Source organism: Mycobacterium sp. OAS707 (assembly GCF_014873705.1).
In the GTDB taxonomy this organism is placed as follows: domain Bacteria; phylum Actinomycetota; class Actinomycetes; order Mycobacteriales; family Mycobacteriaceae; genus Mycobacterium.
Map to the genome: position 1 here is coordinate 495,471 of NZ_JADBDS010000006.1, position 19,885 is coordinate 515,355.

General features: G+C 65.2%; 19 protein-coding genes. 12 read left to right on the forward strand and 7 right to left on the reverse strand.

Going from position 1 to position 19,885, the window contains the following annotated elements; translation table 11 throughout:
• Positions 1-2: 2 nt before the first annotated feature.
• The 4 genes from glmU to GGC64_RS33730 all read left to right on the forward strand — a co-directional run bounded on the left by glmU (position 3) and on the right by GGC64_RS33730 (position 3,539).
• The gene (gene glmU, locus GGC64_RS33715) at positions 3-1,478 is read left to right on the forward strand and encodes a bifunctional UDP-N-acetylglucosamine diphosphorylase/glucosamine-1-phosphate N-acetyltransferase GlmU (protein ID WP_192726937.1); all 1,476 of its coding nucleotides are present in this window, start codon (positions 3-5) and stop codon (positions 1,476-1,478) included.
• A gap of 74 nt (positions 1,479-1,552) precedes the next feature.
• Positions 1,553-2,533 (forward strand): ribose-phosphate diphosphokinase, encoded by a 981-nt coding sequence (locus tag GGC64_RS33720; protein WP_192726938.1) that lies wholly within the window; start codon positions 1,553-1,555, stop codon positions 2,531-2,533.
• Positions 2,533-2,886, forward strand: coding sequence for an arsenate reductase (glutaredoxin) (arsC, locus tag GGC64_RS33725; RefSeq protein WP_192726939.1), 354 nt, complete (start codon positions 2,533-2,535; stop codon positions 2,884-2,886). Before GGC64_RS33720 ends, arsC begins: the two co-directional genes overlap by 1 nt.
• Positions 2,883-3,539 carry an LpqN/LpqT family lipoprotein gene (locus GGC64_RS33730; protein ID WP_192726940.1) on the forward strand — a complete coding sequence of 219 codons (657 nt, stop codon included), beginning with the start codon at positions 2,883-2,885 and terminating at the stop codon, positions 3,537-3,539. Before arsC ends, GGC64_RS33730 begins: the two co-directional genes overlap by 4 nt.
• On the opposite strand, the gene GGC64_RS33735 is transcribed toward GGC64_RS33730, so the two are convergent.
• Complete coding sequence (locus tag GGC64_RS33735) at positions 3,520-5,616, reverse strand: bifunctional polysaccharide deacetylase/glycosyltransferase family 2 protein (protein ID WP_370582479.1); 2,097 nt, start codon at positions 5,614-5,616, stop codon at positions 3,520-3,522. The two genes, GGC64_RS33730 and GGC64_RS33735, sit on opposite strands and share 20 nt — an antisense overlap.
• 751 nt (positions 5,617-6,367) lie before the next feature.
• On the opposite strand from GGC64_RS33735, the gene GGC64_RS33740 reads away from it, so the two are divergent.
• The 3 genes from GGC64_RS33740 (at position 6,368) to pth (ending at position 8,629) form a co-directional block, all read left to right on the forward strand.
• Positions 6,368-7,237 carry an oxidoreductase gene (locus GGC64_RS33740; RefSeq protein ID WP_192726941.1) on the forward strand — a complete coding sequence of 290 codons (870 nt, stop codon included), beginning with the start codon at positions 6,368-6,370 and terminating at the stop codon, positions 7,235-7,237.
• 138 nt (positions 7,238-7,375) lie between these two features.
• Complete coding sequence (locus GGC64_RS33745; protein WP_192726942.1) at positions 7,376-8,044, forward strand: 50S ribosomal protein L25/general stress protein Ctc; 669 nt, start codon at positions 7,376-7,378, stop codon at positions 8,042-8,044.
• 6 nt (positions 8,045-8,050) lie between these two features.
• Positions 8,051-8,629, forward strand: a complete 579-nt coding sequence (pth, locus tag GGC64_RS33750) for an aminoacyl-tRNA hydrolase (RefSeq protein ID WP_192726943.1) — start codon at positions 8,051-8,053, stop codon at positions 8,627-8,629.
• Between the two features lie 162 nt (positions 8,630-8,791).
• Here pth and GGC64_RS33755 read toward each other — a convergent pair whose 3' ends face one another.
• Positions 8,792-9,826: a 4Fe-4S binding protein gene (locus GGC64_RS33755; RefSeq protein WP_192726944.1), complete on the reverse strand. Its 1,035-nt coding sequence runs from the start codon at positions 9,824-9,826 to the stop codon at positions 8,792-8,794.
• A 91-nt stretch (positions 9,827-9,917) separates the two neighbouring features.
• Between GGC64_RS33755 and GGC64_RS33760 the strand changes: the two genes are divergently transcribed.
• Positions 9,918-10,457 carry a DUF6611 family protein gene (locus GGC64_RS33760; protein ID WP_192726945.1) on the forward strand — a complete coding sequence of 180 codons (540 nt, stop codon included), beginning with the start codon at positions 9,918-9,920 and terminating at the stop codon, positions 10,455-10,457.
• On the opposite strand, the gene GGC64_RS33765 is transcribed toward GGC64_RS33760, so the two are convergent.
• Genes GGC64_RS33765 through GGC64_RS33775 form a run of 3 tightly spaced genes read right to left on the reverse strand, consistent with a single transcriptional unit; the run spans position 10,454 to position 13,070 of the window.
• On the reverse strand, positions 10,454-11,179 hold the full coding sequence (locus GGC64_RS33765; protein ID WP_192726946.1) for an SDR family oxidoreductase: 726 nt from the start codon (positions 11,177-11,179) through the stop codon (positions 10,454-10,456). The two genes, GGC64_RS33760 and GGC64_RS33765, sit on opposite strands and share 4 nt — an antisense overlap.
• A complete protein-coding gene (locus GGC64_RS33770) occupies positions 11,176-11,616 on the reverse strand; it encodes a VOC family protein (RefSeq protein ID WP_192726947.1) in 441 nt (146 codons plus the stop codon). The genes GGC64_RS33765 and GGC64_RS33770 overlap by 4 nt, the downstream gene beginning before the upstream one ends.
• Positions 11,589-13,070: an NAD(P)/FAD-dependent oxidoreductase gene (locus GGC64_RS33775; protein ID WP_192726948.1), complete on the reverse strand. Its 1,482-nt coding sequence runs from the start codon at positions 13,068-13,070 to the stop codon at positions 11,589-11,591. The genes GGC64_RS33770 and GGC64_RS33775 overlap by 28 nt, the downstream gene beginning before the upstream one ends.
• Positions 13,071-13,161: 91 nt before the next feature.
• Between GGC64_RS33775 and GGC64_RS33780 the strand changes: the two genes are divergently transcribed.
• Positions 13,162-13,605: a hypothetical protein gene (locus tag GGC64_RS33780; RefSeq protein ID WP_192726949.1), complete on the forward strand. Its 444-nt coding sequence runs from the start codon at positions 13,162-13,164 to the stop codon at positions 13,603-13,605.
• Between the two features lie 19 nt (positions 13,606-13,624).
• On the opposite strand, the gene GGC64_RS33785 is transcribed toward GGC64_RS33780, so the two are convergent.
• Positions 13,625-14,473: an ABC transporter permease gene (locus GGC64_RS33785; protein WP_192726950.1), complete on the reverse strand. Its 849-nt coding sequence runs from the start codon at positions 14,471-14,473 to the stop codon at positions 13,625-13,627.
• Positions 14,470-15,423, reverse strand: coding sequence for an ATP-binding cassette domain-containing protein (locus GGC64_RS33790; RefSeq protein ID WP_192726951.1), 954 nt, complete (start codon positions 15,421-15,423; stop codon positions 14,470-14,472). The genes GGC64_RS33785 and GGC64_RS33790 overlap by 4 nt, the downstream gene beginning before the upstream one ends.
• Positions 15,424-15,521: 98 nt before the next feature.
• On the opposite strand from GGC64_RS33790, the gene GGC64_RS33795 reads away from it, so the two are divergent.
• From GGC64_RS33795 to aroF, 3 genes are all read left to right on the forward strand, one after another.
• On the forward strand, positions 15,522-16,997 hold the full coding sequence (locus GGC64_RS33795; RefSeq protein WP_192726952.1) for a lipase maturation factor family protein: 1,476 nt from the start codon (positions 15,522-15,524) through the stop codon (positions 16,995-16,997).
• A gap of 158 nt (positions 16,998-17,155) precedes the next feature.
• Positions 17,156-18,823, forward strand: coding sequence for a class I adenylate-forming enzyme family protein (locus GGC64_RS33800; protein ID WP_192726953.1), 1,668 nt, complete (start codon positions 17,156-17,158; stop codon positions 18,821-18,823).
• A gap of 17 nt (positions 18,824-18,840) precedes the next feature.
• On the forward strand, positions 18,841-19,872 hold the full coding sequence (gene aroF / locus GGC64_RS33805) for a 3-deoxy-7-phosphoheptulonate synthase (RefSeq protein ID WP_192726954.1): 1,032 nt from the start codon (positions 18,841-18,843) through the stop codon (positions 19,870-19,872).
• Positions 19,873-19,885 lie beyond the last annotated feature (13 nt).

The following is a 19,885-nucleotide window of genomic DNA, read 5'->3' on the forward strand; positions in this document are numbered from 1 at the left end:
TTATGTCCAATGTGCACGGTGAGGCCGCTGTCCTGGTTTTGGCGGCCGGGGCAGGTACCCGCATGCGCTCGGACATCCCGAAGGTCTTGCACACGCTGGGCGGCCGCAGCATGCTCGCGCACGCCCTGCATTCGGTGGCCAAGGCGTCGCACGGGCAGCTCGTGGTCGTACTCGGCCACGACCGCGACCGGATAGCGCCCGCCGTCGCTGAGGTGGCCGACGAGCTGGGCAGGCCGATCCAGGTGGTCGTTCAGGAAGAGCAGCTGGGCACCGGGCACGCCGCGCAACGCGCGATGGCGGCGCTGCCCGACGACTTCGCCGGCGTCGTCGTCGTGACCTACGGTGACGTGCCGCTGCTGGACGCCGAGACGCTGGCCGGACTGATCGCCGCGCATACCGCCGAGAACGCTGCCGTGACGGTGCTGACCACGACGGTGGCGGATCCGACCGGTTACGGGCGTGTTGTTCGCACCGCAGACGGCGAAGTGATCGCCATCGTCGAGCAGAAAGACGCAGGCCCGTCGGAGCTGACCATCCAGGAGATCAATGCCGGCGTCTACGCGTTCGACGCCGCCGCGTTGCGCTCAGCTCTTGGCAGGCTCAAGCCGCTGAACGCTCAACAGGAGCTGTACCTCACCGACGTCATCTCGATCGTCCGCTCGGATGGGCTCGTCGTGCGGGCCAAACACGTCGACGACTCCGCGCTGGTCGCCGGCGTCAACGACCGGGTGCAGCTGGCGGAGCTCGGAGCCGAACTCAACCGGCGCATCGTCGCCGCGCACCAGCGGGCGGGTGTGACGATCATTGATCCCGCAACGACGTGGATCGACGTCGACGTGACCATCGGCCGCGACACGGTGATCCATCCGGGCACGCAGTTGCTCGGCGCGACGCGCATCGGTGGTCGCTGCCAGATCGGCCCCGACACGACGTTGACCGACGTCACGGTCGGTGAGAAGGCGGTCGTGATGCGTACCCACGGCGGTCAGTCGCAGATCGGCGACGGCGCGGCCGTCGGACCCTTCGCGTATCTGCGGCCCGGCACCGTGCTGGGCGCCGAGGGCAAGCTCGGCGCGTTCGTCGAAACCAAGAACGCGACCATCGGCACCGGCACGAAGGTGCCGCACCTGACGTATGTCGGCGACGCCGACATCGGCGAGCACAGCAATATCGGTGCGTCGAGCGTGTTCGTCAACTATGACGGCGAGAACAAGAGCCGCACGACGATCGGATCGCATGTGCGGACCGGTTCGGACACGATGTTCGTCGCGCCGGTGAATGTCGGCGACGGCGCCTACACCGGAGCGGGCACGGTGGTGCGCGAGGACGTGCCGCCCGGTGCGCTGGCCATCTCGGCGGGCCCGCAGCGCAATATCGAGGGCTGGGTGTCGAAGAAGCGGCCCGGCTCGAAAGCCGCGGAGGCCGCGCGACGGGCTGCCGGCGAACAAACCGACGAGGACGACGCCGCAAAGCCGTGAGCCGGTTGCCGATTGTTCGCAATCTGGCTACCCGTACGATTAGGCGGTAACGATCCCCAAGCAATGAGGGCACCGTGGGCACCGAGTGGACCGACAATCGCAAGAATCTGATGCTCTTCTCGGGTCGCGCGCACCCCGAGCTGGCCGAGCAGGTGGCCAAGGAGCTTGACACCCCAGTCACCGCGCAGACCGCACGGGACTTCGCGAACGGCGAGATCTTCGTCCGCTTCGACGAGTCTGTGCGCGGTTGCGACGCGTTCGTGCTGCAGAGCCATCCTGCGCCGCTGAACCAGTGGCTGATGGAACAGCTGATCATGATCGATGCGCTCAAGCGCGGCAGCGCCAAGCGGATCACCGCGATCCTGCCGTTCTATCCGTATGCCCGCCAGGACAAGAAGCACCGCGGACGCGAACCGATCTCGGCGCGCCTGGTCGCCGACCTGCTCAAGACCGCCGGCGCCAACCGGATCCTCACCGTCGATCTGCACACCGACCAGATTCAGGGGTTCTTCGACGGGCCCGTCGACCACATGCGTGCGCAGAACCTGCTGTGCGGCCACATCGCCGAGAACTACGCCGACCACGACATGGTCGTCGTCTCCCCCGACTCCGGCCGTGTCCGGGTCGCCGAGAAGTGGGCCGACGCGCTCGGCGGCGTGCCGCTGGCCTTCATCCACAAGACGCGTGACCCCCTGGTGCCCAACCAGGTGAAGTCCAACCGCGTCGTCGGCGACGTCAAGGGCAAGACCTGCATCCTGACCGACGACATGATCGACACCGGCGGCACGATCGCAGGCGCGGTCAAGCTGCTGAAGGACGACGGAGCGGGCGACGTCATCATCGCCGCGACGCACGGCGTGCTGTCCGACCCGGCGGCCCAGCGCCTGGCCGAGTGCGGCGCCCGCGAGGTGATCGTCACCAACACGCTCCCGATCGGCGAAGACAAGCAGTTCCCGCAGCTGACCGTGTTGTCGATCGCACCGCTGCTGGCCAGCACCATCCGCGCGGTGTTCGAAAACGGTTCAGTCACAGGCCTTTTCGACGGGTCGGCGTAGTGGCGGAAAGCTCGCGAAACGTCATCTATCACAACCCGAAGTGCTCGACATCGCGTAAGACCTTGGAACTGTTGCGGGAAAACGGCATCGAGCCGGAAGTCATCCAGTACCTGAAGACGCCGCCGTCGCGGGCCGAGCTGGTCAAGATGATCAACGACGCCGGCATCGACGTGCGCACCGCGGTACGCAAACGTGAAGCGCTGTATGACGAGCTCGGGTTGGCCGACGCATCGGATGACGAATTGCTCGATGCAATGGCCGAGCATCCGATCCTGATCGAGCGGCCCTTCGTCGTCACCGCAAAAGGCACTCGACTGGCCCGACCGATCGACGCGGTTCGCGAGATTTTGTGAGGTTGTCGCGTTGCGCGACTGCTGTCGCGGTTGTCGTCCTCACCGCAACGGGTTGCGGCGCGAAAACCCCTGACTATCAATCAGTCTGGTCGACATCGGCCACCACGACGACCTCGACGACCGCCGCTGCCGCGCCGGTGCCCATCGCGCAGTTCCTCGAGGAAAACGGCGTCAAAGGAGATCCGGTCGCGCCGCAGAAGCTCACCGATCTGATCGTGACCATGCCGCAGCCGAAAGGTTGGACGCAGTACAACAATCCGAACTTCGCACCGGGCACGCAGATGATCGCCAAGGGCGACACCTATCCCACCGCGATGCTGATCGTGTTCAAGCTGACCGGCGACTTCGACGTCAACGAGGCGATCAAGCACGGCTACGCCGACGCGCAGCTATCGCAGAACTTCAAGCAGCTCAACGCATCTACAGCGAACTGGCACGGCTTCCCGTCGGCGATGATCGAGGGCAGCTACGACCTCAACGACCGTCGGATGCACAGCTACAACCGCATCGTGATCCCGACGACCGTACCGCCTGCCAATCAGCGCTACCTCGTTCAGTTCACGGTGACGGGTTACGCGGAGAAGGCCGCCGAGGAGGCCCCGGACATCGAGGCCGTGATCGGGGGCTTCGACGTCAAGGTGCCACCGAAGTAGGAGCGGTCAGGGTGCCGAGACGGCGCATGGCGTGCCAACGCAGCCGCACCCCGTAGAACGCCGATGCGACGGACTGGATCACCACGAGGTACATCATCTGCCGGTAGACGATCTGTTGCAGCGGCATGGTCCACAGCGGTCGTAGCGATTCGCGATCCAAGCGGAATGCGTATGCCGCACATGCCAGTTGGGCCAAAAGAAAGCCGAACCAAGTGGCCCAGATGATTACGACGTCCTCGGTGAAGAACGAGAAGCCTGCGGCGACGTCCACCACGGGAGCGGTCAGCGGCAGCAGGACCTGAAAGAGCAGCAGATAGGGCAGCCCACGGCGGCCGAGCTTGCCGGGCCGACCTCCTTCGACGACGGCGTGCCGGTGCTTCCACATCGACTGCAGAGTCCCGTAGCACCAGCGGTAGCGCTGTCGCCAAAGTTGCGTGAGGGTGGCGGGGGCTTCGGTCCACGCCACCGCATTGGGCGCATACACGACGCGCCAGCCATCGCGGCACAACGCCATCGTGAGGTCGGTGTCCTCGGCCAGCGTTTCGTCGCTGACTCCACCGACTGCTTCGATCGCAGAGCGGCGGAACGCGCCGATAGCGCCCGGCACGGTCGGCATGCATTGCAGGACATCGAACATGCGGCGGTCGAGGTTGAAGCCCATCACGTATTCCAGGTGCTGCCATGACCCGAGTAGGCCGTCGCGGTTGGCCACCTTCGTATTTCCCGACACCGCACCGACTTCGGGATCGGCAAACGGTTTTACCAGCTCGCGCAGCGTATCCGGCTCGAACACCGTGTCACCGTCAACGAGGACGAGCGTTTCGTATCGCGCCGCTGCGATGCCGGCGTTGAGTGCTGAGGGCTTGCCCCCGTTTTCTTTGCGAATCAACGTGACGCGGTCCAGGTTCAGCGAGCGCACGATGTCACTCGTGTCGTCGGTCGAGCCGTCGTCTACCACGATCACTTCGTAAGTTGGGTAGTCCAAGCTGGTCAGCGATCGCACGCACGCTTCGATGCCGAGACGTTCATTGAAAGCCGGCACCACGATTGTGACGCCAGGCAATGAATCCAGCTGTTGCACGGTGGTTTTGGTGCGCTTGGCGTGCCCTCGGGCATAGACGATGAGAATGGCGATGCGGAGAAGCGCCAACACCCCGGCAGTTATGAAGAACAGCTTCAGCACGAATGCGAACCACAACGAGAGCTGGACGACAGCGAGTGTGACTGTGCCGCGCATGCGCTGTCCCGCGGTCGCCGGAATCCATGGCGATTGATCGCCCGTTGCCCGAGTTATCGTGGTGAATTGGAAACCGCGTGCCTGCAGCGCAGGAATCAGCTTCTCCAGCGCTGCAACGGTTTCCGACCGGTCACCACCGCCGTCGTGAAACATCAGCACGGCTCCGTTGTCGCCTTGCGGCGTGGCTGAGGCCACGATCTTGTCCACCCCGGGACGCGCCCAGTCCTTGGTATCCCGATCGGTCAGCACGACCAGGTAAGGGCCGATACCGGATACCGAATGCCAAATCGGATAGTTGATGTCGGCGATCTCGGAGGAGAACGGGGGCCGCATGAGATGGGTCATATACCCGGTCGCCGCCGCGATCGCGTACTGCGTTTGATCCAGTTCGAGCCGTCGCTGCCAGCGCGGGATGGCACCGAGGTCGGAATGCGTGAAGGTGTGCACACCGATTTCGTCGCCGTCGCGCACCATGCGTTGAAGCACATCGGTACGGCCTGGAATTCTCGACCCGATCACGAAAAATGTTGCAGGGACTTCGAACCGCTCGAGCACCCCGAGTATCCGGCCGGTTTCGGCGTCGGGGCCGTCGTCGAATGTCAGCGCGATTGTCTTGGGCGGTAGTCGCACGCCGCGCCGGTCAATCGCCTCGCCGTTGAGAATCGGGCCGCCCTGGATCACCGCGTCGGGAACGTGGTCAGCGGTGCCATCGGTCATGTAGTGCTTGGGCTGCTCCCCGCGATGGCCGCCGGTTACCGCGGCCACTCCCAGCATCATCACCACGCCGATGAGAATCGCCGTCAGCAGAAGCCAGTGCGATTTTGGTGTGGGCCGGCTCACCGCTGTGGTCCACGACCCGCCGGTGGCCCGTGCTGGTCCTTGGTGCCGTGGTTGCCTCCGGATTGACCAGGAGGTTGCACTGGCCGGTTCGCAGGCGTGGGCCGGACGGAGGGCTTGTGCGGCGTCGAGGTGGGAGTAGGCGAAACCGTAGCGGTAGCGGGCGTCGCCGGACCCGAAGATTCGGTTCGGGCTTGCTCAGCCGGCCGAGGTGTCGGTGGTGTCGGCGCAGCAGACGGGACTGCGGTCGCGGCGTCGCGCCCGACGGTCACCGGTGATCGGTTGCCGGGGTCGACGGCCGCTTGCGGGGGTTGCGAAACGTCCGAACGCGGTACCGGTGCGGTAGTGGAGCCTTCGCCCGCCGTCCCTCGTTGCGGGCGCAGACTTTCCCCGGCGGGCGGCGGCGCCGGTCGCGTCAGACCCGGCAACGGAACGCCGCCGACAAGTGACAGCACGGTCGCGGCGACCAAAATCAGGAGCAGCGCAGTCAATGCTCTGACGGCAACCCGGGCGGTCTTGACCCTGCGCCCGGTCGCGTCAACAAACACTGGGCTCGCAGCAATGCCCATAGTCGACAAGATGTTCCCCCATATATCGCCGATTTACGGTGATCCCCAATGGTGGACTTTAAACGTTGCAGGCCAGGGTTTGGTTGTGTTAGCAAAATTTGCCATGGACATTTCCGGCGAGGTTCGTTTTCGACCTCCGATGACCGACTGCGGGAAATTCAATGACCCGCATTAGGGTGAGCGCCATGACTGACTGGACCGCTGCGGATCTGCCTTCGTTCTCCGGACGCACCGTGATCGTCACGGGGGCCAACAGTGGCCTGGGCCTGGTCACCGCCCGAGAGCTCGCCCGCGTCGGTGCCAAGACCATTCTGGCCGTTCGCAACACCGCCAAGGGCGACGAAGCCGCCGCCACGATGACCGGTGATGTCGAGGTTCGCAAGCTTGACCTGCAGGATCTGTCCTCGGTGCGGACATTTGCTGACGGCGTCGACAATTTCGACGTTCTGGTCAATAACGCGGGCATTATGGCGGTGCCATACGCGCAGACTGTCGACGGCTTCGAAAGCCAGATCGGCACCAACCATCTGGGCCACTTCGCGCTGACCAATCTGCTGCTGCCCAAGATCAGCGACCGGGTGGTGACGGTCGCGTCGATGATGCACCTGATCGGCCGGATCAACCTCAACGACCTGAACTGGAAGTCGCGGCCCTATTTGGCGTGGCCGGCCTACGGGCAGTCGAAGCTGGCCAACCTGCTGTTCACCAAGGAACTGCAACGTCGTCTCGATGCCGCGGGGTCACGGGTGAAGGCGATCGTTGCGCATCCCGGATATTCGGCGACCGAACTTCAGTCGCACTCGACGGGTGTTTTCGGCAGGGTGTTTCAGGCCGGCAACTCGCTGATGGCCACGACCGCCGAGTTCGGCGCCCGCCAGACGTTGTACGCGGCGTCACAGGATCTGCCCGGCAACGCGTACATCGGTCCCCGCTTGGCGTTTTGGGGCGCCACTGGGCCGACACCACTGCGCAGCCCGCTGGCCCGCGACGCCAAGAAGGCGACCGCGCTTTGGGAACTGTCTGAGCAGCTCACGGACGTCAAATTCCCATTCTGATTTGGGTGTGAGCCGCCTCCCGCGCTAACCTCGTTGGCAATCACGGCGAGGGTGGCCCGGCCACCGTTATCGACGCGAGCCTCTTTCAAGCGGTGCGCCCTTGCTGTGCTGAGCACACGACACAGGAGCAACACCGAAATGGCTAAGACGTCCCCCGCGAACAAGCTGAGCGCCGCCGTGCGCACCGAGACCGGCAAGGGCGCGTCACGTCGCGCCCGCCGCCTTGGCAAGGTCCCCGCCGTCCTCTACGGCCACGGCAGCGACCCGCAACACCTTGAACTCAACGCTCACGACTTCTCGGCCGTGCTGCGCCACTCCGGCACCAACGCCGTGCTCACCCTCGATATCGAGGGCAAGGAGCAGTTGGCGCTGACCAAGGCGCTCGAGATCCACCCGATCCGTCGCAGCATCCAGCACGTCGACCTGCTTGTCGTGCGCCGCGGCGAGAAGGTGACCGTTGAGGTCAACGTTCTTGTCGAGGGTGAGCCGGTCTCCGGGGCGCTTGTCACCCAGGACGCCAACACCATCACGGTCGAAGCAGACGTGCAGTCGATTCCCGATCACCTCACCGTGTCGATCGAGGGCGCCGAGCTCGGCACCCAGTTCACCGCGGGGGCCATCACCCTGCCGTCGGGCGTCAGCCTGATCTCGGATCCGGAGACGCTCGTCGTGAACGTCGTCGCGGCGCCCACCGCTGAGGAGATGGAAGGCGAGGGTGCCGGCGAGGCAGCCGAAGCCGCGGGCGAGGCACCGGCCGAGGGCGAAGACGAGGCGACCGAAGAGGCGCCCGCCGAAGAGTCGGAGTAGTTGGGCATGGCCGACACACTTCTCGTGGTCGGCCTCGGCAACCCGGGCCCGCAATACGCAACGACCCGGCACAACATCGGTTTTCTTGTCGCCGACATCCTTTCCGACCGCGTCGGTTCGGGATTCAAGGTGCACAAGAAGTCTGGGGCCGAGGTGGCCACGGGCCGCCTCGGTGGCCGGTCGGTCGTGCTGGCCAAGCCGCGGTGCTACATGAACGAGTCCGGGCGCCAGGTCGGGCCGCTGGCCAAGTTCTACTCGGTGGCGCCCGCCGACATCGTGGTGATCCACGACGAGCTCGACATCGACTTCGGTCGCATTCGGCTCAAGTTCGGCGGCGGCGTCGCCGGGCACAACGGCCTGCGCTCAGTCGGCTCATCGTTGGGCACCAACGACTTTCAGCGTGTCCGCATAGGCATCGGCCGCCCGCCCGGACGGATGGAAGGCGCGGCGTTCGTGTTGGGAAACTTCACCAACGCCGAATGGCGCGAGGTTCCGACGATCTGTGAGCAGGCGGCCGACGCCACCGAACTACTTGTGGCCCAAGGGCTTGAGCCGGCGCAGAACACGGTCCACGCCTGGGGGTAGAGGCGAGCGGGCGGGTAACCGAGTTGCCCGCCTCTGAGCGACAACGGTGCTTTCGCAGGTCAGCGGCTTAGCGCTAGCGCGTCGCGGAGCGACAACACCATGCAAAACCACAGGTCCGGGGGTGTCGCTCAGAGGCGGGCACAACGCCGGCGGTCAGAGGGTTCAGCGGCCCCGGATTCCGCTGTCGACGACCTTCACCTGCTTGTGCGGGTACCGGCGTTCGGCGTGCTCCTTGGCCGCCGAGTTGGGCAGCACGTAGAGCGTTTCCTTCTTCTCCTGCAGCGGCTTGAGCACCAGATCCATGAAGCCCTTGCGGTCGTCGAGATAGGGCTCGATCACGTCCTCACCCGCGGGACACACTGCGAGGCAATACGCTGCCTTGTAGTTGGCCTTGAAGGACAGGCTCTGCCACATCGACGCATTCTCGGAATCGCTGACGCGCGAACGAAAATCGTCGGCATCGGAACTGTCGGCGACGGTCTGCACCCAGTCGGTGAACCCACCCATGAACTCGCGATAGTTGTGCACCGAGCACGCGACGAAGTCGAAGTCGCCGTTTTTCTTGATAGCACCGACGGGGCAGGCGGCCACACACAGCTTGCACTCCAGGCACGGCGAATAGTCAAGCGGCTCACCGTAACTGCTGACCGGTGCGGCGACAAGAATGGTGCCGAGCAGGATGAAGTTGCCGAACTTCGGATGGATCACATTGCGGTGGATGCCCATCACCCCCAGACCTGAGGCGACCGCGACCGGCTTGTGCGCCACCACCCAGATGCGGCCGGGGTATTTGTCCATCTCCATCGGGAACGACATCGACGGGTTGATCGCGCGGTAGCCGGCGTCCTGAAGCGCCCGCGTGATCCGGTGCGCAGCCTCGTTCATGATTTCGCCGCTACGGTGGAACTCCTGATTGGCCACACTGCGCGCGGTCGACCGGATGTTGTCGCGGTTCATCTTCACCACAAGCGAGATGTAGCTCTGCACGCCCGGCAGTGCCGCATCGACGTGCTCGCGCTCGCCGGCCAAGTCCGGGTTCTCGACGCTCGCGAAGGCGACGTCGTCGACGCCGGCGTCGAGACATACCTGCCGCAGCCAGTCCGCGTCGATGACCCCAGGCTTCTTCACTGTGCGGGCCCGCACTTTGCGAACCGTCGGGTGGTCGGCGAGGCGGGCCGGGATCTTCTCGAGAGCCATGCTGAGTATAGTACACACTACTCAGGGTCTCAGGTGTAAAGAAAATGTCCGGATCGGACATTCGGGGCTCCGACGGGGGTACACCGGAGACATGAGCGGCATCCGTACAGGCCACTGCGGCCTGCTACGACGGGGGTGGTCACGGTTGCTTGACGGCGACCGCGTTTGGGGGTCAATCGAAGTTCGTCCCGACCGCTTCGGGGTGACCCGATACCGGCTCGTGGTTTTCCCGCCGGGGATCAGCGAGTCCGAACGCAGGCGGGTTCGGCTGGCTCGGGGCTGGCCCGTGTGGGGCGCGCTGGTTTGGATCTTGTGCGAAATCTGGCTGAGCCACCTGACGGGGCCGATGACCGCATTGGTCGCGTCGACCGCGGTCTACCTCGGGTCGGGCGTGCTCGCCACGGCCAAAGCGGGCGATGCGCGCAGACAGGTCAGGGAAATGGGCGTGACGGTGATGGCGGGCCACCACGATCCGATGTCGACTGCGCTGCTGCACAAGCGGGACACCCTCGCATGCGCGCTACTGGAGGCCGACGACCTACTGGCGCGCGGCGAGATCTCGCCGGCGGCCCACGAGATGACGTGGTGGCGCGTGTACGACCAGACGGGCCAGACGATCGTCGCGGCCTAGCCCCGCCTCAGCCGTTGTGTCTGGCCGTATGCGTCGATTGGGCTGTGCAACGCAAGACCGCCGTCAGCGAACACGATCTGCCCTGTCACCCAGGACATTTCGAGCACAGCGACGATGGCTTCGGCGACGTCATCGGCCTCGCCGAGTCGGCCAAGTGCGGTGCGCTCCGTCAAGCCTTCCACCCAGCCCGGCAGTTGTTCGGGTTTGGCAAGCATCGGCGTGCGGGTGACACCGGGTCCGACGGCGTTGACGCGAATACCGTGCACGCCCCACTCTGTCGCCGCAACCCGCACCAACATGTCGATGCCCGCCTTCGACACGCAGTAGGCGCCCATGTCGCGGTCGGCGAGTGTGCCGCTGATGCTGGAGACAGCGACGATCGAGCCTCCGCTGCCTGCCTCGACCATGGCCTTGGCCACCGCTCGCATTGTCAAGCACGTGCCGGTCAGGTTGGTGTCGATGACACGCCGCCAGTCGGCGGGGCTCTGGTCGAGCAGCAGTCCCGATGCCCCGATGCCGGCGCAGGCGACGAGCCGGTCGGGCGTGCCGTGCTCGGCGACGGTCTGGTCGACGGCAGCCGACACTGCCTCGGGATCGCTGATGTCGCAATCGATATCGCCGCCCTTGAGGTCCCACACGATCACGTCGGCTTTCGCAGCTCGCAGTCGGCCGGCGACCGCGCTTCCGATCCCGGACGCTCCCCCGGTGACGACGGCGATCACTGCGCAGGCCCGATCAGCTCGACGCGCACTCCGTCGGGCGCGGTGATCACCGCCATCGCGACGGTCTTGCCGCCAGGGGCAGGCATGTCGATGCGGCGCACACCGCCGTCGAAACCGAGTGCGGCGAGCCCGGCCAGGGTTGCTTCCACGTCACGCTGGAGTGAGAGCAGAAAGAAGCCGAACGCCGGCTCCTCTGGGAGCACCGGACCGGTTGGCGCGTCGTCGAATTGGACCAGTTCGACGATCCCCGAGTCGGGCGTGGCCGGGTCGCCGAGGAAGATCGATCGCAGCCGGTCAGTACGGGCATTGAACAATGTGGGCCAATCGCCGGTGAAGGTGTGGTCGAACAGTTCCGTGAAGCCCAGCCCGTCGCACCAGAACCGTTTCGAGCGTTCGACGTCGGCGGTGACTATCGCAGTGTGGTGGATTCCCGGCACGCGGTCGCCTCCATCCGATTGAATGCATCGAGTCCGACCCGGCCGAGCATCGTCACGAACTGCGTTCCGCTGTAAGGGAACTGAGTGACGACCTTGCCGTTCGGATGACGGTAGTAGTTGTTGCAGTTGGCCAGCCAGACGGTGCCCCGCATCGCCTGCTGGATGTCGGCGTTGTAGGCGTCGTGAACGTCTTGTTTGATGTCGATGGCGGGTATGCGGTGGTGGACCATGTCGTCGAGGGTGCGGCGAACGAACTCCGCCTGGGCCTCGAGGATGTAGATGATCGAGGTCACGCCGTTGGTGTTGGGGCCGTACAGCGTGAACAGGTTCGGATAGCCGGGGACGACGGTGCCGAGATACGCCTCCGGGCCATCGCGCCAGTCGTCATGCAGGCGGCGGCCGTCAGTGCCGTAGACGTCGAGGCTGCGGAGGTAGTCGGCGGCGTGAAAACCGGTGCCGTAGATGACGGTGTCGACTTCGTGCTCTGTGCCATCGGCGGTGCGCAGGCCCCGGTCGGTGAACTCGACGATCGGCGACGTCTCGAGATGCACGTTGGGTAATGCGAAGGTCGGGAACCAGGCGCGGGATTGCAACGGCCGCTTGCAGCCGACCGGATAGGTCGGCTGCAGCTTGGCCCGCAGTTGAGGATCTGCAACCTTGCGTATCAGGTAGGCACGGGCCATCTCGGTGAGTTCCTTGGTCATGTCCGAGTCGACACCGAAATTCGCGGACTCGTAAGCCTCGAACGCCGCGTCGCGCACCTTCAGCGCCTCTTCGGGATCGCGCTCGAAGAGTTCGTGTTGCTCTGGGGTGAAGGGTTCGTCGTAGCGCGGACTCACCCAGATCGGTGTCCGCTGGAACACGGTGAGATGTGCAGTGTGCGGGGCGATCTCGGGAACATACTGGATGGCGCTGGCGCCGGTGCCGATCGACGCGACCCGCTCCCCCGCCGTAGTTTTCGAGTGGTCCCACTGCGATGAATGGAACGCGCGTCCGCGAAAATGGTTGGCGCCGGGGATATCCGGAATGTTGGGCTGGTCCAGCATGCCGACCGCGGTGACGACGGCGTCGAACCGATGCACGGCGCCGTCGTCGGTCTCCAGCGTCCAGCGCCGGTCGGCGTGGGACCACCTCAGGGTCGTGACGCGGCTGCCGGTTCGGAGGTGGTTGGCGAGCTCATTGTCGGTGGCGACCTTCTCGAGGTAGGCGAGGATCTCCGGTTGGTTGGCGAAGGTCTTGCTCCAGCGTGGGTTGAGCGCGAACGAGTAGGAGTAGAAGTGTGACGGGACGTCGCAAGCCGCGCCAGGATAGGTGTTGTTGCGCCAGGTGCCGCCGAAGCCGTGGTTGCGGTCGAAGATGGTGAAGTCGTAGCCGCCTGCGGCGAGCTGGATCGCCATCGCAATGCCGCCGGGGCCTGCCCCGATGACTGCGACCTTCGGTTTTCCGCCCGCCATCGTGCAATCATTACATAAATAGCGGAATGCGTAACTGCGCGGCGGTCGGCAATGGCCGGCTCTTCAGGCGCCGTTGTGCGAATATTTGCCGGTGGACGAGGGCACCGGGGACCAGCCGGAAAACCGAAGAACCTTCTTCGGGGTGCGCAATGTCATGTTGCTGATGATGTTGTTGATCGTCGGCGTCGGGCTTTACCAACTGCGCGACGACTGGCACCCGATCTATGAGTACCGGCTCGGTACTGCCACGACAGCCACTATTGATCACTGCGACCGATCAAGCACACCTCGCCACATCGTTACGTGCACGGGTACCTGGAATGTCGGCGGACAATCTCAGTCCGGCATCATCGATGGGGCCGACCGAATGCTCGCGCCCGGATCGTCGCTAGCCGTTCACGTGAACGATGGCGCCGCCTACACCGCGCGATCAGTACACATGTCCATTTTCTTCATTGTCTTTTTTGGCCTGGTCCTATTAGGGCTCTGCGCCTTGATGATTCGTGCTGTGCGAAGGCTGCGCACCGACCGATAACCGGCCAAGCGCAACGCACCTAGCCTCCCGTACGACGCGCATACGCCCGCAACGCGAACGGCGCGAACACCGCCGTCAACGCCACCGACCACAGAACGGTCGCCAGGATCGGATGGTGCAGCGGCAGCTGAGCGCTGGCAGGTGCCGGCCCGCCGTTGCCCCACAGCTCCCGCATGGCCTGAGCCAGCGAGGAAACCGGATTCCACTCCGCGATCACCCGCAACCAGTGCTGCATCGGCTCTGTCGGCGCAAACGTGTTGGCCAGAAAGGTGATCGGGAACAGCACCGTGAACATCACGCCGTTGACGGCCTCGACCGACCGCATCACCGAACCGATCAGAATGCCGAACCAGATCATGGAAAAGCCGAACACCAGAATCAGCAGGAACGCCAGCGCAGCCTCGGCGACGCTACCGCGAATCCGCCACCCGATGGCCAACCCGGTCACAGCCATCACCACCACACCGATCGACGAGTGCATCAGGCTGGCAACACTGCGCCCGATCAACACCGACGACCTTGCGATCGGCAGTGACCGGAACCGATCGATGATGCCCTTCTCGACATCTGCCGTGATCCCCGACGCCACGACGAACGCGGTGAAGACGATGGTCTGCGCCTGGATTCCGGGCAGCAGGAACTCCCGGTAGGACGCGCTGCCGCCCGTCGCGATCGACGCGCCGAAGACGAACGCGAACAACAGCACGAACATGATCGGCTGCACCGTCACGTCGCTGAGCATCTCGGGCATCCGCTTGGTGTGGATCATGTTGCGCTTCACCATGATCCACGACTGCTGCACGATGTTGGTTGAATGAGTGCGTGCCGGCTCCAGCTGGATCTGCGTCGGCGTCGCCGTGGTGGTCATGCGTCTACCTCTTCCTCTTCGGTGCGGTGCCCGGTGAGTGACAGGAACACGTCGTCGAGACTGGGCCGCGAGAGCCCGATGTCGTCGACGTCGATGTCGCTGTCGCGCAGCCAGCCCGCGACTCGCACCATGTCGGCCAGGCCGTCGGCGGCCGCGGTGAGCTGCCGCGCGCCCGCGTCGACGAACACCTCGGCGCCCGTCTTCCCCAGCAGCGCCTGCGCCGCGGGCAGGTCGTCGGCGTTGGACACCGTGACGACCAGGCTGGCGGTGCCCGCCTGATCCTTGAGCTGCAGCGGCGAGCCCTCGGCGATGATGCGGCCCTTGTCGATCACCACGATGTTGTCGGCCAGCTGATCGGCTTCCTCCAGGTATTGCGTGGTCAGCAACAGCGTCGTCCCACCCTTGACCAGGCCGCGCAGCACCTCCCACAGGTCGCTGCGGCTGCGGGGATCCAGCCCGGTGGTTGGCTCGTCGAGGAACAACACCGGCGGCGACGCCAGCAGACTGACGGCGAGGTCGAGTCGGCGGCGCATCCCGCCTGAGTACGACTTGACGACGCGATCGGCGGCATCGGCGATCGAAAACTGTTCCAGCAGTTGGTCTCCCAGCCGCGTCAGCTCCTTGCGCCGAATGCCGTAGAGCCCGCCGATCATCCGGATGTTCTCGCGGCCGGTGAGCAGTTCGTCGACGGTGGCGACCTGACCCGTCAGGCCCATGCTGCGCCGCACCTTGTCCGGCTCGCGCACCACGTCGTACCCGGCGACGCGTGCCGTGCCGCTGGTGGGCTGCGTCAGCGTCGTCATCATCCGCACCGTCGTGGTCTTGCCTGCGCCGTTGGGGCCGAGCAGGCCGAGCACCGTGCCGGGCGCAACCGCGAAGCTGACCCCGTCAACCGCGGTGTTCTCGCCGAAACTCTTGACCAGGTCGATGGCCTCGATCGCGGGTGTCATGCCCCGACCGTATCGGCGCATACCGACACAGGGCCATTGGTTTTGTTTCCGCTTCTGGACGCCCGCCTGCGGGTACAACAGATCCAGGAGTATCCGAAATGCACGCGGAATGGTTCGTAGCGCCCGAGTATTGGCTGGCTAGAGAGATCCTGCAGCGCGGCGTTGCGGCGATCTACTTGATCGCCTTCGTCGCCGCTGCGCGACAATTCCGGGCGCTGATCGGTGAACAGGGGATGCTTCCGGTGCCGGCGTTTGTGGCGCGGGTGTCGTTCCGGGCCATGCCGAGCATCTTCCACCTGCACTACTCCGACCGCTTCTTCGCCGCGATCAGTTGGTTCGGCGCGGCGTTGTCGGCGGCCATCGTCGTCGGCCTCGTCGATGTGGTTCCGCTGTGGACGTCGATGGCGATGTGGCTGGTGCTCTGGGTGCTGTATCTGTCGATCGTCAACGTCGGTCAGCGCTGGTACGGATTCGGTTGGGAGTCTTTGCTTTTGGAAGCCGGCCTGATCGCGGTCTTCCTCGGCAACGACGAGACCGCGCCACCGCTGCCCACGATCCTGCTGGCGATCTGGCTGCTGTTCCGCGTGGAGTTCGGCGCGGGACTGATCAAGCTGCGCGGCGACCCGTGCTGGCGCGATCTGACCTGCCTGTACTACCACCACGAAACCCAACCGATGCCGGGGCCGCTGAGCTGGTTCTTCCATCACCTGCCCAAGCCGCTGCACCGGGTGGAGGTGGCAGGCAACCACTTCGCGCAGCTGATCGTGCCCTTCGCGCTGTTCGCCCCGCAGCCTGTGGCGAGTGTCGCCGCCGTGATCGTGATCGTCACTCAGCTGTGGCTGGTGCTGTCGGGCAATTTCGCGTGGCTGAACTGGGTGACGATCCTTCTGGCGTTCTGCGCGATCGATCATTCGTCGTTCGCGACGGTGCTGCCGGTCCCCGATCCACCCGCGCTGCACGACCCGCCGCTCTGGTTTGCCGCCTTGGTGATCGTGTTCACCGTCGTGAGCGTCGTGCTGAGCTACTGGCCGGTGCGCAACATGATCTCGAGCCATCAGCGAATGAACGCGGCGTTCAACCCCTATCACTTCATGAACACCTACGGCGCCTTCGGCAGCATCGGTCGCGAACGGCTCGAGGTGGTGATCGAAGGCACCGAGGAGTCGGAGATCACCGAGCACACCATGTGGAAGGAATACGGGTTCAAAGGCAAACCCGGTGACCCGCACCAGCTGCCACGCCAGTGGGCGCCCTATCATCTGCGCCTGGACTGGCTGATGTGGTTCGCCGCGCTGACCCCGGCTTATGCGCGGGATTGGCTGGGCCCGTTCGTGATTCGGCTGCTGCGCAACGATGGGCCGACGCTGCGGCTGCTTCGGCACAATCCGTTCCCCGAATCGCCACCGCAGTATGTGCGTGCGCAGTTGTATCAATACCGGTTCACCACGTGGCACGAGCTACGACAGGATCACGCATGGTGGCACCGCACGCTCGTCGGTGAGTATCTGCCACCGGTCGCGCTCGGCCGACCTCCGCGAGCAGACGCGAACACCCCCAAAACACCCACGAATTAAGGGATTTCGCGTTGGTCCGGCAGAACTAGCTGACCAGCGACTCTGCTCGCGTCGACGGCATTGCTTACCCGGCGGGTAGGAAAACCTTCCCCATCGACACGTGGAATGTGGCTTCCCGGCGATTACGCAGACACGACTTCACCACGACTATTCCACTCATGACGACGCACAACACAGTCCTCACCCCGGAGCTGCGGGCCAAGGTGGCCGCGGATTCCAGCATCGGCGGCGGAAACCTGCTTCCCTCGATGCTGGCCATCAACCCGTATCCGGACGAGCCGTTCATCCATTCGCTGACGCCGGTGCCCTACACCGACGGCGAGACGCGGACGGAGTTCAGCCTGCGCGACCTCGACCACCTGATCCAAAGCTGGTCGGTGTGGTACTCGGCGCAAGGTGTGCGACCGAAGGACCGTGTCGCGATCTTCCTTCCCGACTCCATCGCGTACTTCGTGCACTACTCGGCCATCGCCCAGATCGGCGCCATCGCCGTGCTCATCAACTGGCGCTCGCCGCGCGAGAGCGCGGTCGCGTTGTGCGAACGCACCGGCGCGATCGGCCTGTACACCGACCAGGAGCGGTTGGACCGGATGGCGCCCGATCTCGACAAGCTGTCGCTGCAGTGGATCAAGACCATGGAGGAGATGCCGAGCCCGGCTTCGGCCACGCTGAGCGACGAGGCACGGTTTCGGCACAGCCCCGACGACCCGGTGGGGATGATGCACTCGTCGGGCACGACGGGCCTGCCCAAGCCGGTCATTCACACGCACCGCACGATTCTCGAAGGCCCCAAGTTCCGTGCCGTCGACTACAAGGAGGAGCCCAACGCCCTGATCATGACTGCACTTCCGCAGTCACATCAGGGCACCATCTCCTTCACCTCCTATGCGGTGCTGACCGGACAGCCTCTGCTGGCCTGGCGGGACGTCAGCGGCGAGGAGCTGGCCGCGGCCATCCCGCAGCACAAACCGACGATGGTGATGGCATTCGGCCACGCCTACCCCGAGCTCGCCGCGCTGGAGACTCCACCTGGCGCCCTCGACTCGGTGAACATCTGGGTCTCGATGGGCGACGCGGTGCACGAGCGGCACCTGAAGAACGTGTTGGCACGTCGCTCGGCACATCTGCCCCCCGCTGCGTTCCTCGACCGCCTTGGCACGACCGAACTGGGCTGGGGCGTGCTGATGAAGCCACGCACGCTGGCGACCGAGCGCAACGACCGCTGCGTCGGCCGCTCGGTCGGCTTCGCAGAGGTCGCCATCCTGCGCGAGAACGGCACGCTCGCAGAGCCGTACGAGTACGGCTTCCTCGGCGCGAAACCACCCTCGATGACCGTGGGGTACTGGGGCAACCAGGACACCTACTACCGGAGCATTCTCGCCGGCTACTGGCTGACCGGCGACATCGCCTACCGCGATGAGGACGGCTACTTCTACCAGGTCGACCGCGCGGTCGACGTGGTGCACACCGCCCAGGGCCCCGGCTACTCGGTGCAGATCGAGGAACTGGTCCTCAACGAGGTCGACGGCGTCAAGGACTGCACGGTCATCGCCGGTGGGTACCGAGACGAAAAGGTGGCCGTCGCCGTGGTGACCGGCGAGGACATCGACCCGGCGAAGGTGCTGTCGGCGGCCAATAAAGCGTTGCGCGCCAACGGAAAACCCGAACTTGCCGTGGTCGAGGTCGCGAACGGCGACGAAGACTTCCCACTCGGCGTCACTGGTAAGTCGCTCAAGCGCTACCTGCGCGACAAGTACCAGGACCTCGTCAGCTACCTCGGTGAAAGCCCAGGCAAAAACCTCGCAACGAGCGCTGCGCTCGCCTAATCCGATCGGAAACCATCGTGACCAATTCAGACACTCTGCTCGTCTTCGACGAGACCGTTAGCCGCGCCGGCGTCGAGGGATGGCTAACGCACCTGGAATCCGCGGGCGCACCCACCGAGATGTACCGGCTGGGCGACACTCTCGTGCTTCCGGTCTCCGATGCGGACCTCATCGACAACGCTGGGCCGGAGCTTCCTGCGCCGACCCACAAGGTGCTGAGAAACACCGAAGTCTGGTTGGGGCGCAAGGAATTACGTCCCAGCGGAACGCAGGTCAACTTCGGCCCCACCACGATTGGGGACGGTTCCGTCGCGGTGATCGCAGGACCGTGCGCGGTCGAATCGCCGGAACAGACGCTGACCACCGCGGCCGTCGTCGCCGAACACGGCGCAGTCGGACTGCGGGGCGGCGTTTTCAAACCGCGGACCTCGCCGCACTCCTTCCAAGGCCTGCAGTGGGACGGCCTTGAACTGCTGGCCGAGGCCAGGGAGCGGACCGGTCTGCCCGTCGTCACCGAGGTCGTCGACCCGGAGCATGTCAAGCGGCTGGCCACGGTGGTCGACGCGCTGCAGATCGGCGCCAGGAACATGCAGAACTTCGCACTGCTGACCGCGGCCGGCCAGAGCGGCCTACCGGTCGTGCTCAAGCGTGGCTTCGGCTGCACCGTGGACGAAACCCTCGCTGCCGCAGAGTATCTGCTGCTCGAGGGCAACGACCAGGTGGTGCTGTGCGAGCGGGGTATCCGCACGTTCGAGCCGTCGGCGCGCTTCACACTCGACCTGACCGCGGTCGCGCTGTGGAAGCAGCGCACCCACCTGCCGGTCATTGTCGATCCCAGCCATTCCGGTGGCCGGCCAGAACTGGTGGAACCGCTGTCGCTGGCCGCGGTCGCGGTCGGCGCGGACGCGCTACTGATCGATGTCCACGTCCAGCCCGAGCAGGCGTTGTGTGACGGCGCGCAGGCGATCCGCCCACAACAGTTCGCGGATCTGATGGGCCGGCTCGCTCCGCTGGCGGCCGGACTCGGCCGCCAGATGAGCAGCGCGTAGATCGGGGCCCGTG

Bases quoted from the DNA above. Each gene is read 5' to 3' on its own strand.
- glmU (WP_192726937.1), top strand. From the start codon at position 3: ATGTCCAATGTGCACGGTGAGGCCGCTGTCCTGGTTTTGGCGGCCGGG.
- GGC64_RS33795 (WP_192726952.1), top strand. From the start codon at position 15,522: ATGCACGCGGAATGGTTCGTAGCGCCCGAGTATTGGCTGGCTAGAGAG.
- GGC64_RS33775 (WP_192726948.1), bottom strand. From the start codon at position 13,070: ATGGCGGGCGGAAAACCGAAGGTCGCAGTCATCGGGGCAGGCCCCGGC.
- GGC64_RS33790 (WP_192726951.1), bottom strand. From the start codon at position 15,423: ATGACACCCGCGATCGAGGCCATCGACCTGGTCAAGAGTTTCGGCGAG.
- GGC64_RS33745 (WP_192726942.1), top strand. From the start codon at position 7,376: ATGGCTAAGACGTCCCCCGCGAACAAGCTGAGCGCCGCCGTGCGCACC.
- pth (WP_192726943.1), top strand. From the start codon at position 8,051: ATGGCCGACACACTTCTCGTGGTCGGCCTCGGCAACCCGGGCCCGCAA.
- GGC64_RS33755 (WP_192726944.1), bottom strand. From the start codon at position 9,826: ATGGCTCTCGAGAAGATCCCGGCCCGCCTCGCCGACCACCCGACGGTT.
- GGC64_RS33800 (WP_192726953.1), top strand. From the start codon at position 17,156: ATGACGACGCACAACACAGTCCTCACCCCGGAGCTGCGGGCCAAGGTG.
- GGC64_RS33740 (WP_192726941.1), top strand. From the start codon at position 6,368: ATGACTGACTGGACCGCTGCGGATCTGCCTTCGTTCTCCGGACGCACC.
- GGC64_RS33760 (WP_192726945.1), top strand. From the start codon at position 9,918: ATGAGCGGCATCCGTACAGGCCACTGCGGCCTGCTACGACGGGGGTGG.
- GGC64_RS33785 (WP_192726950.1), bottom strand. From the start codon at position 14,473: ATGACCACCACGGCGACGCCGACGCAGATCCAGCTGGAGCCGGCACGC.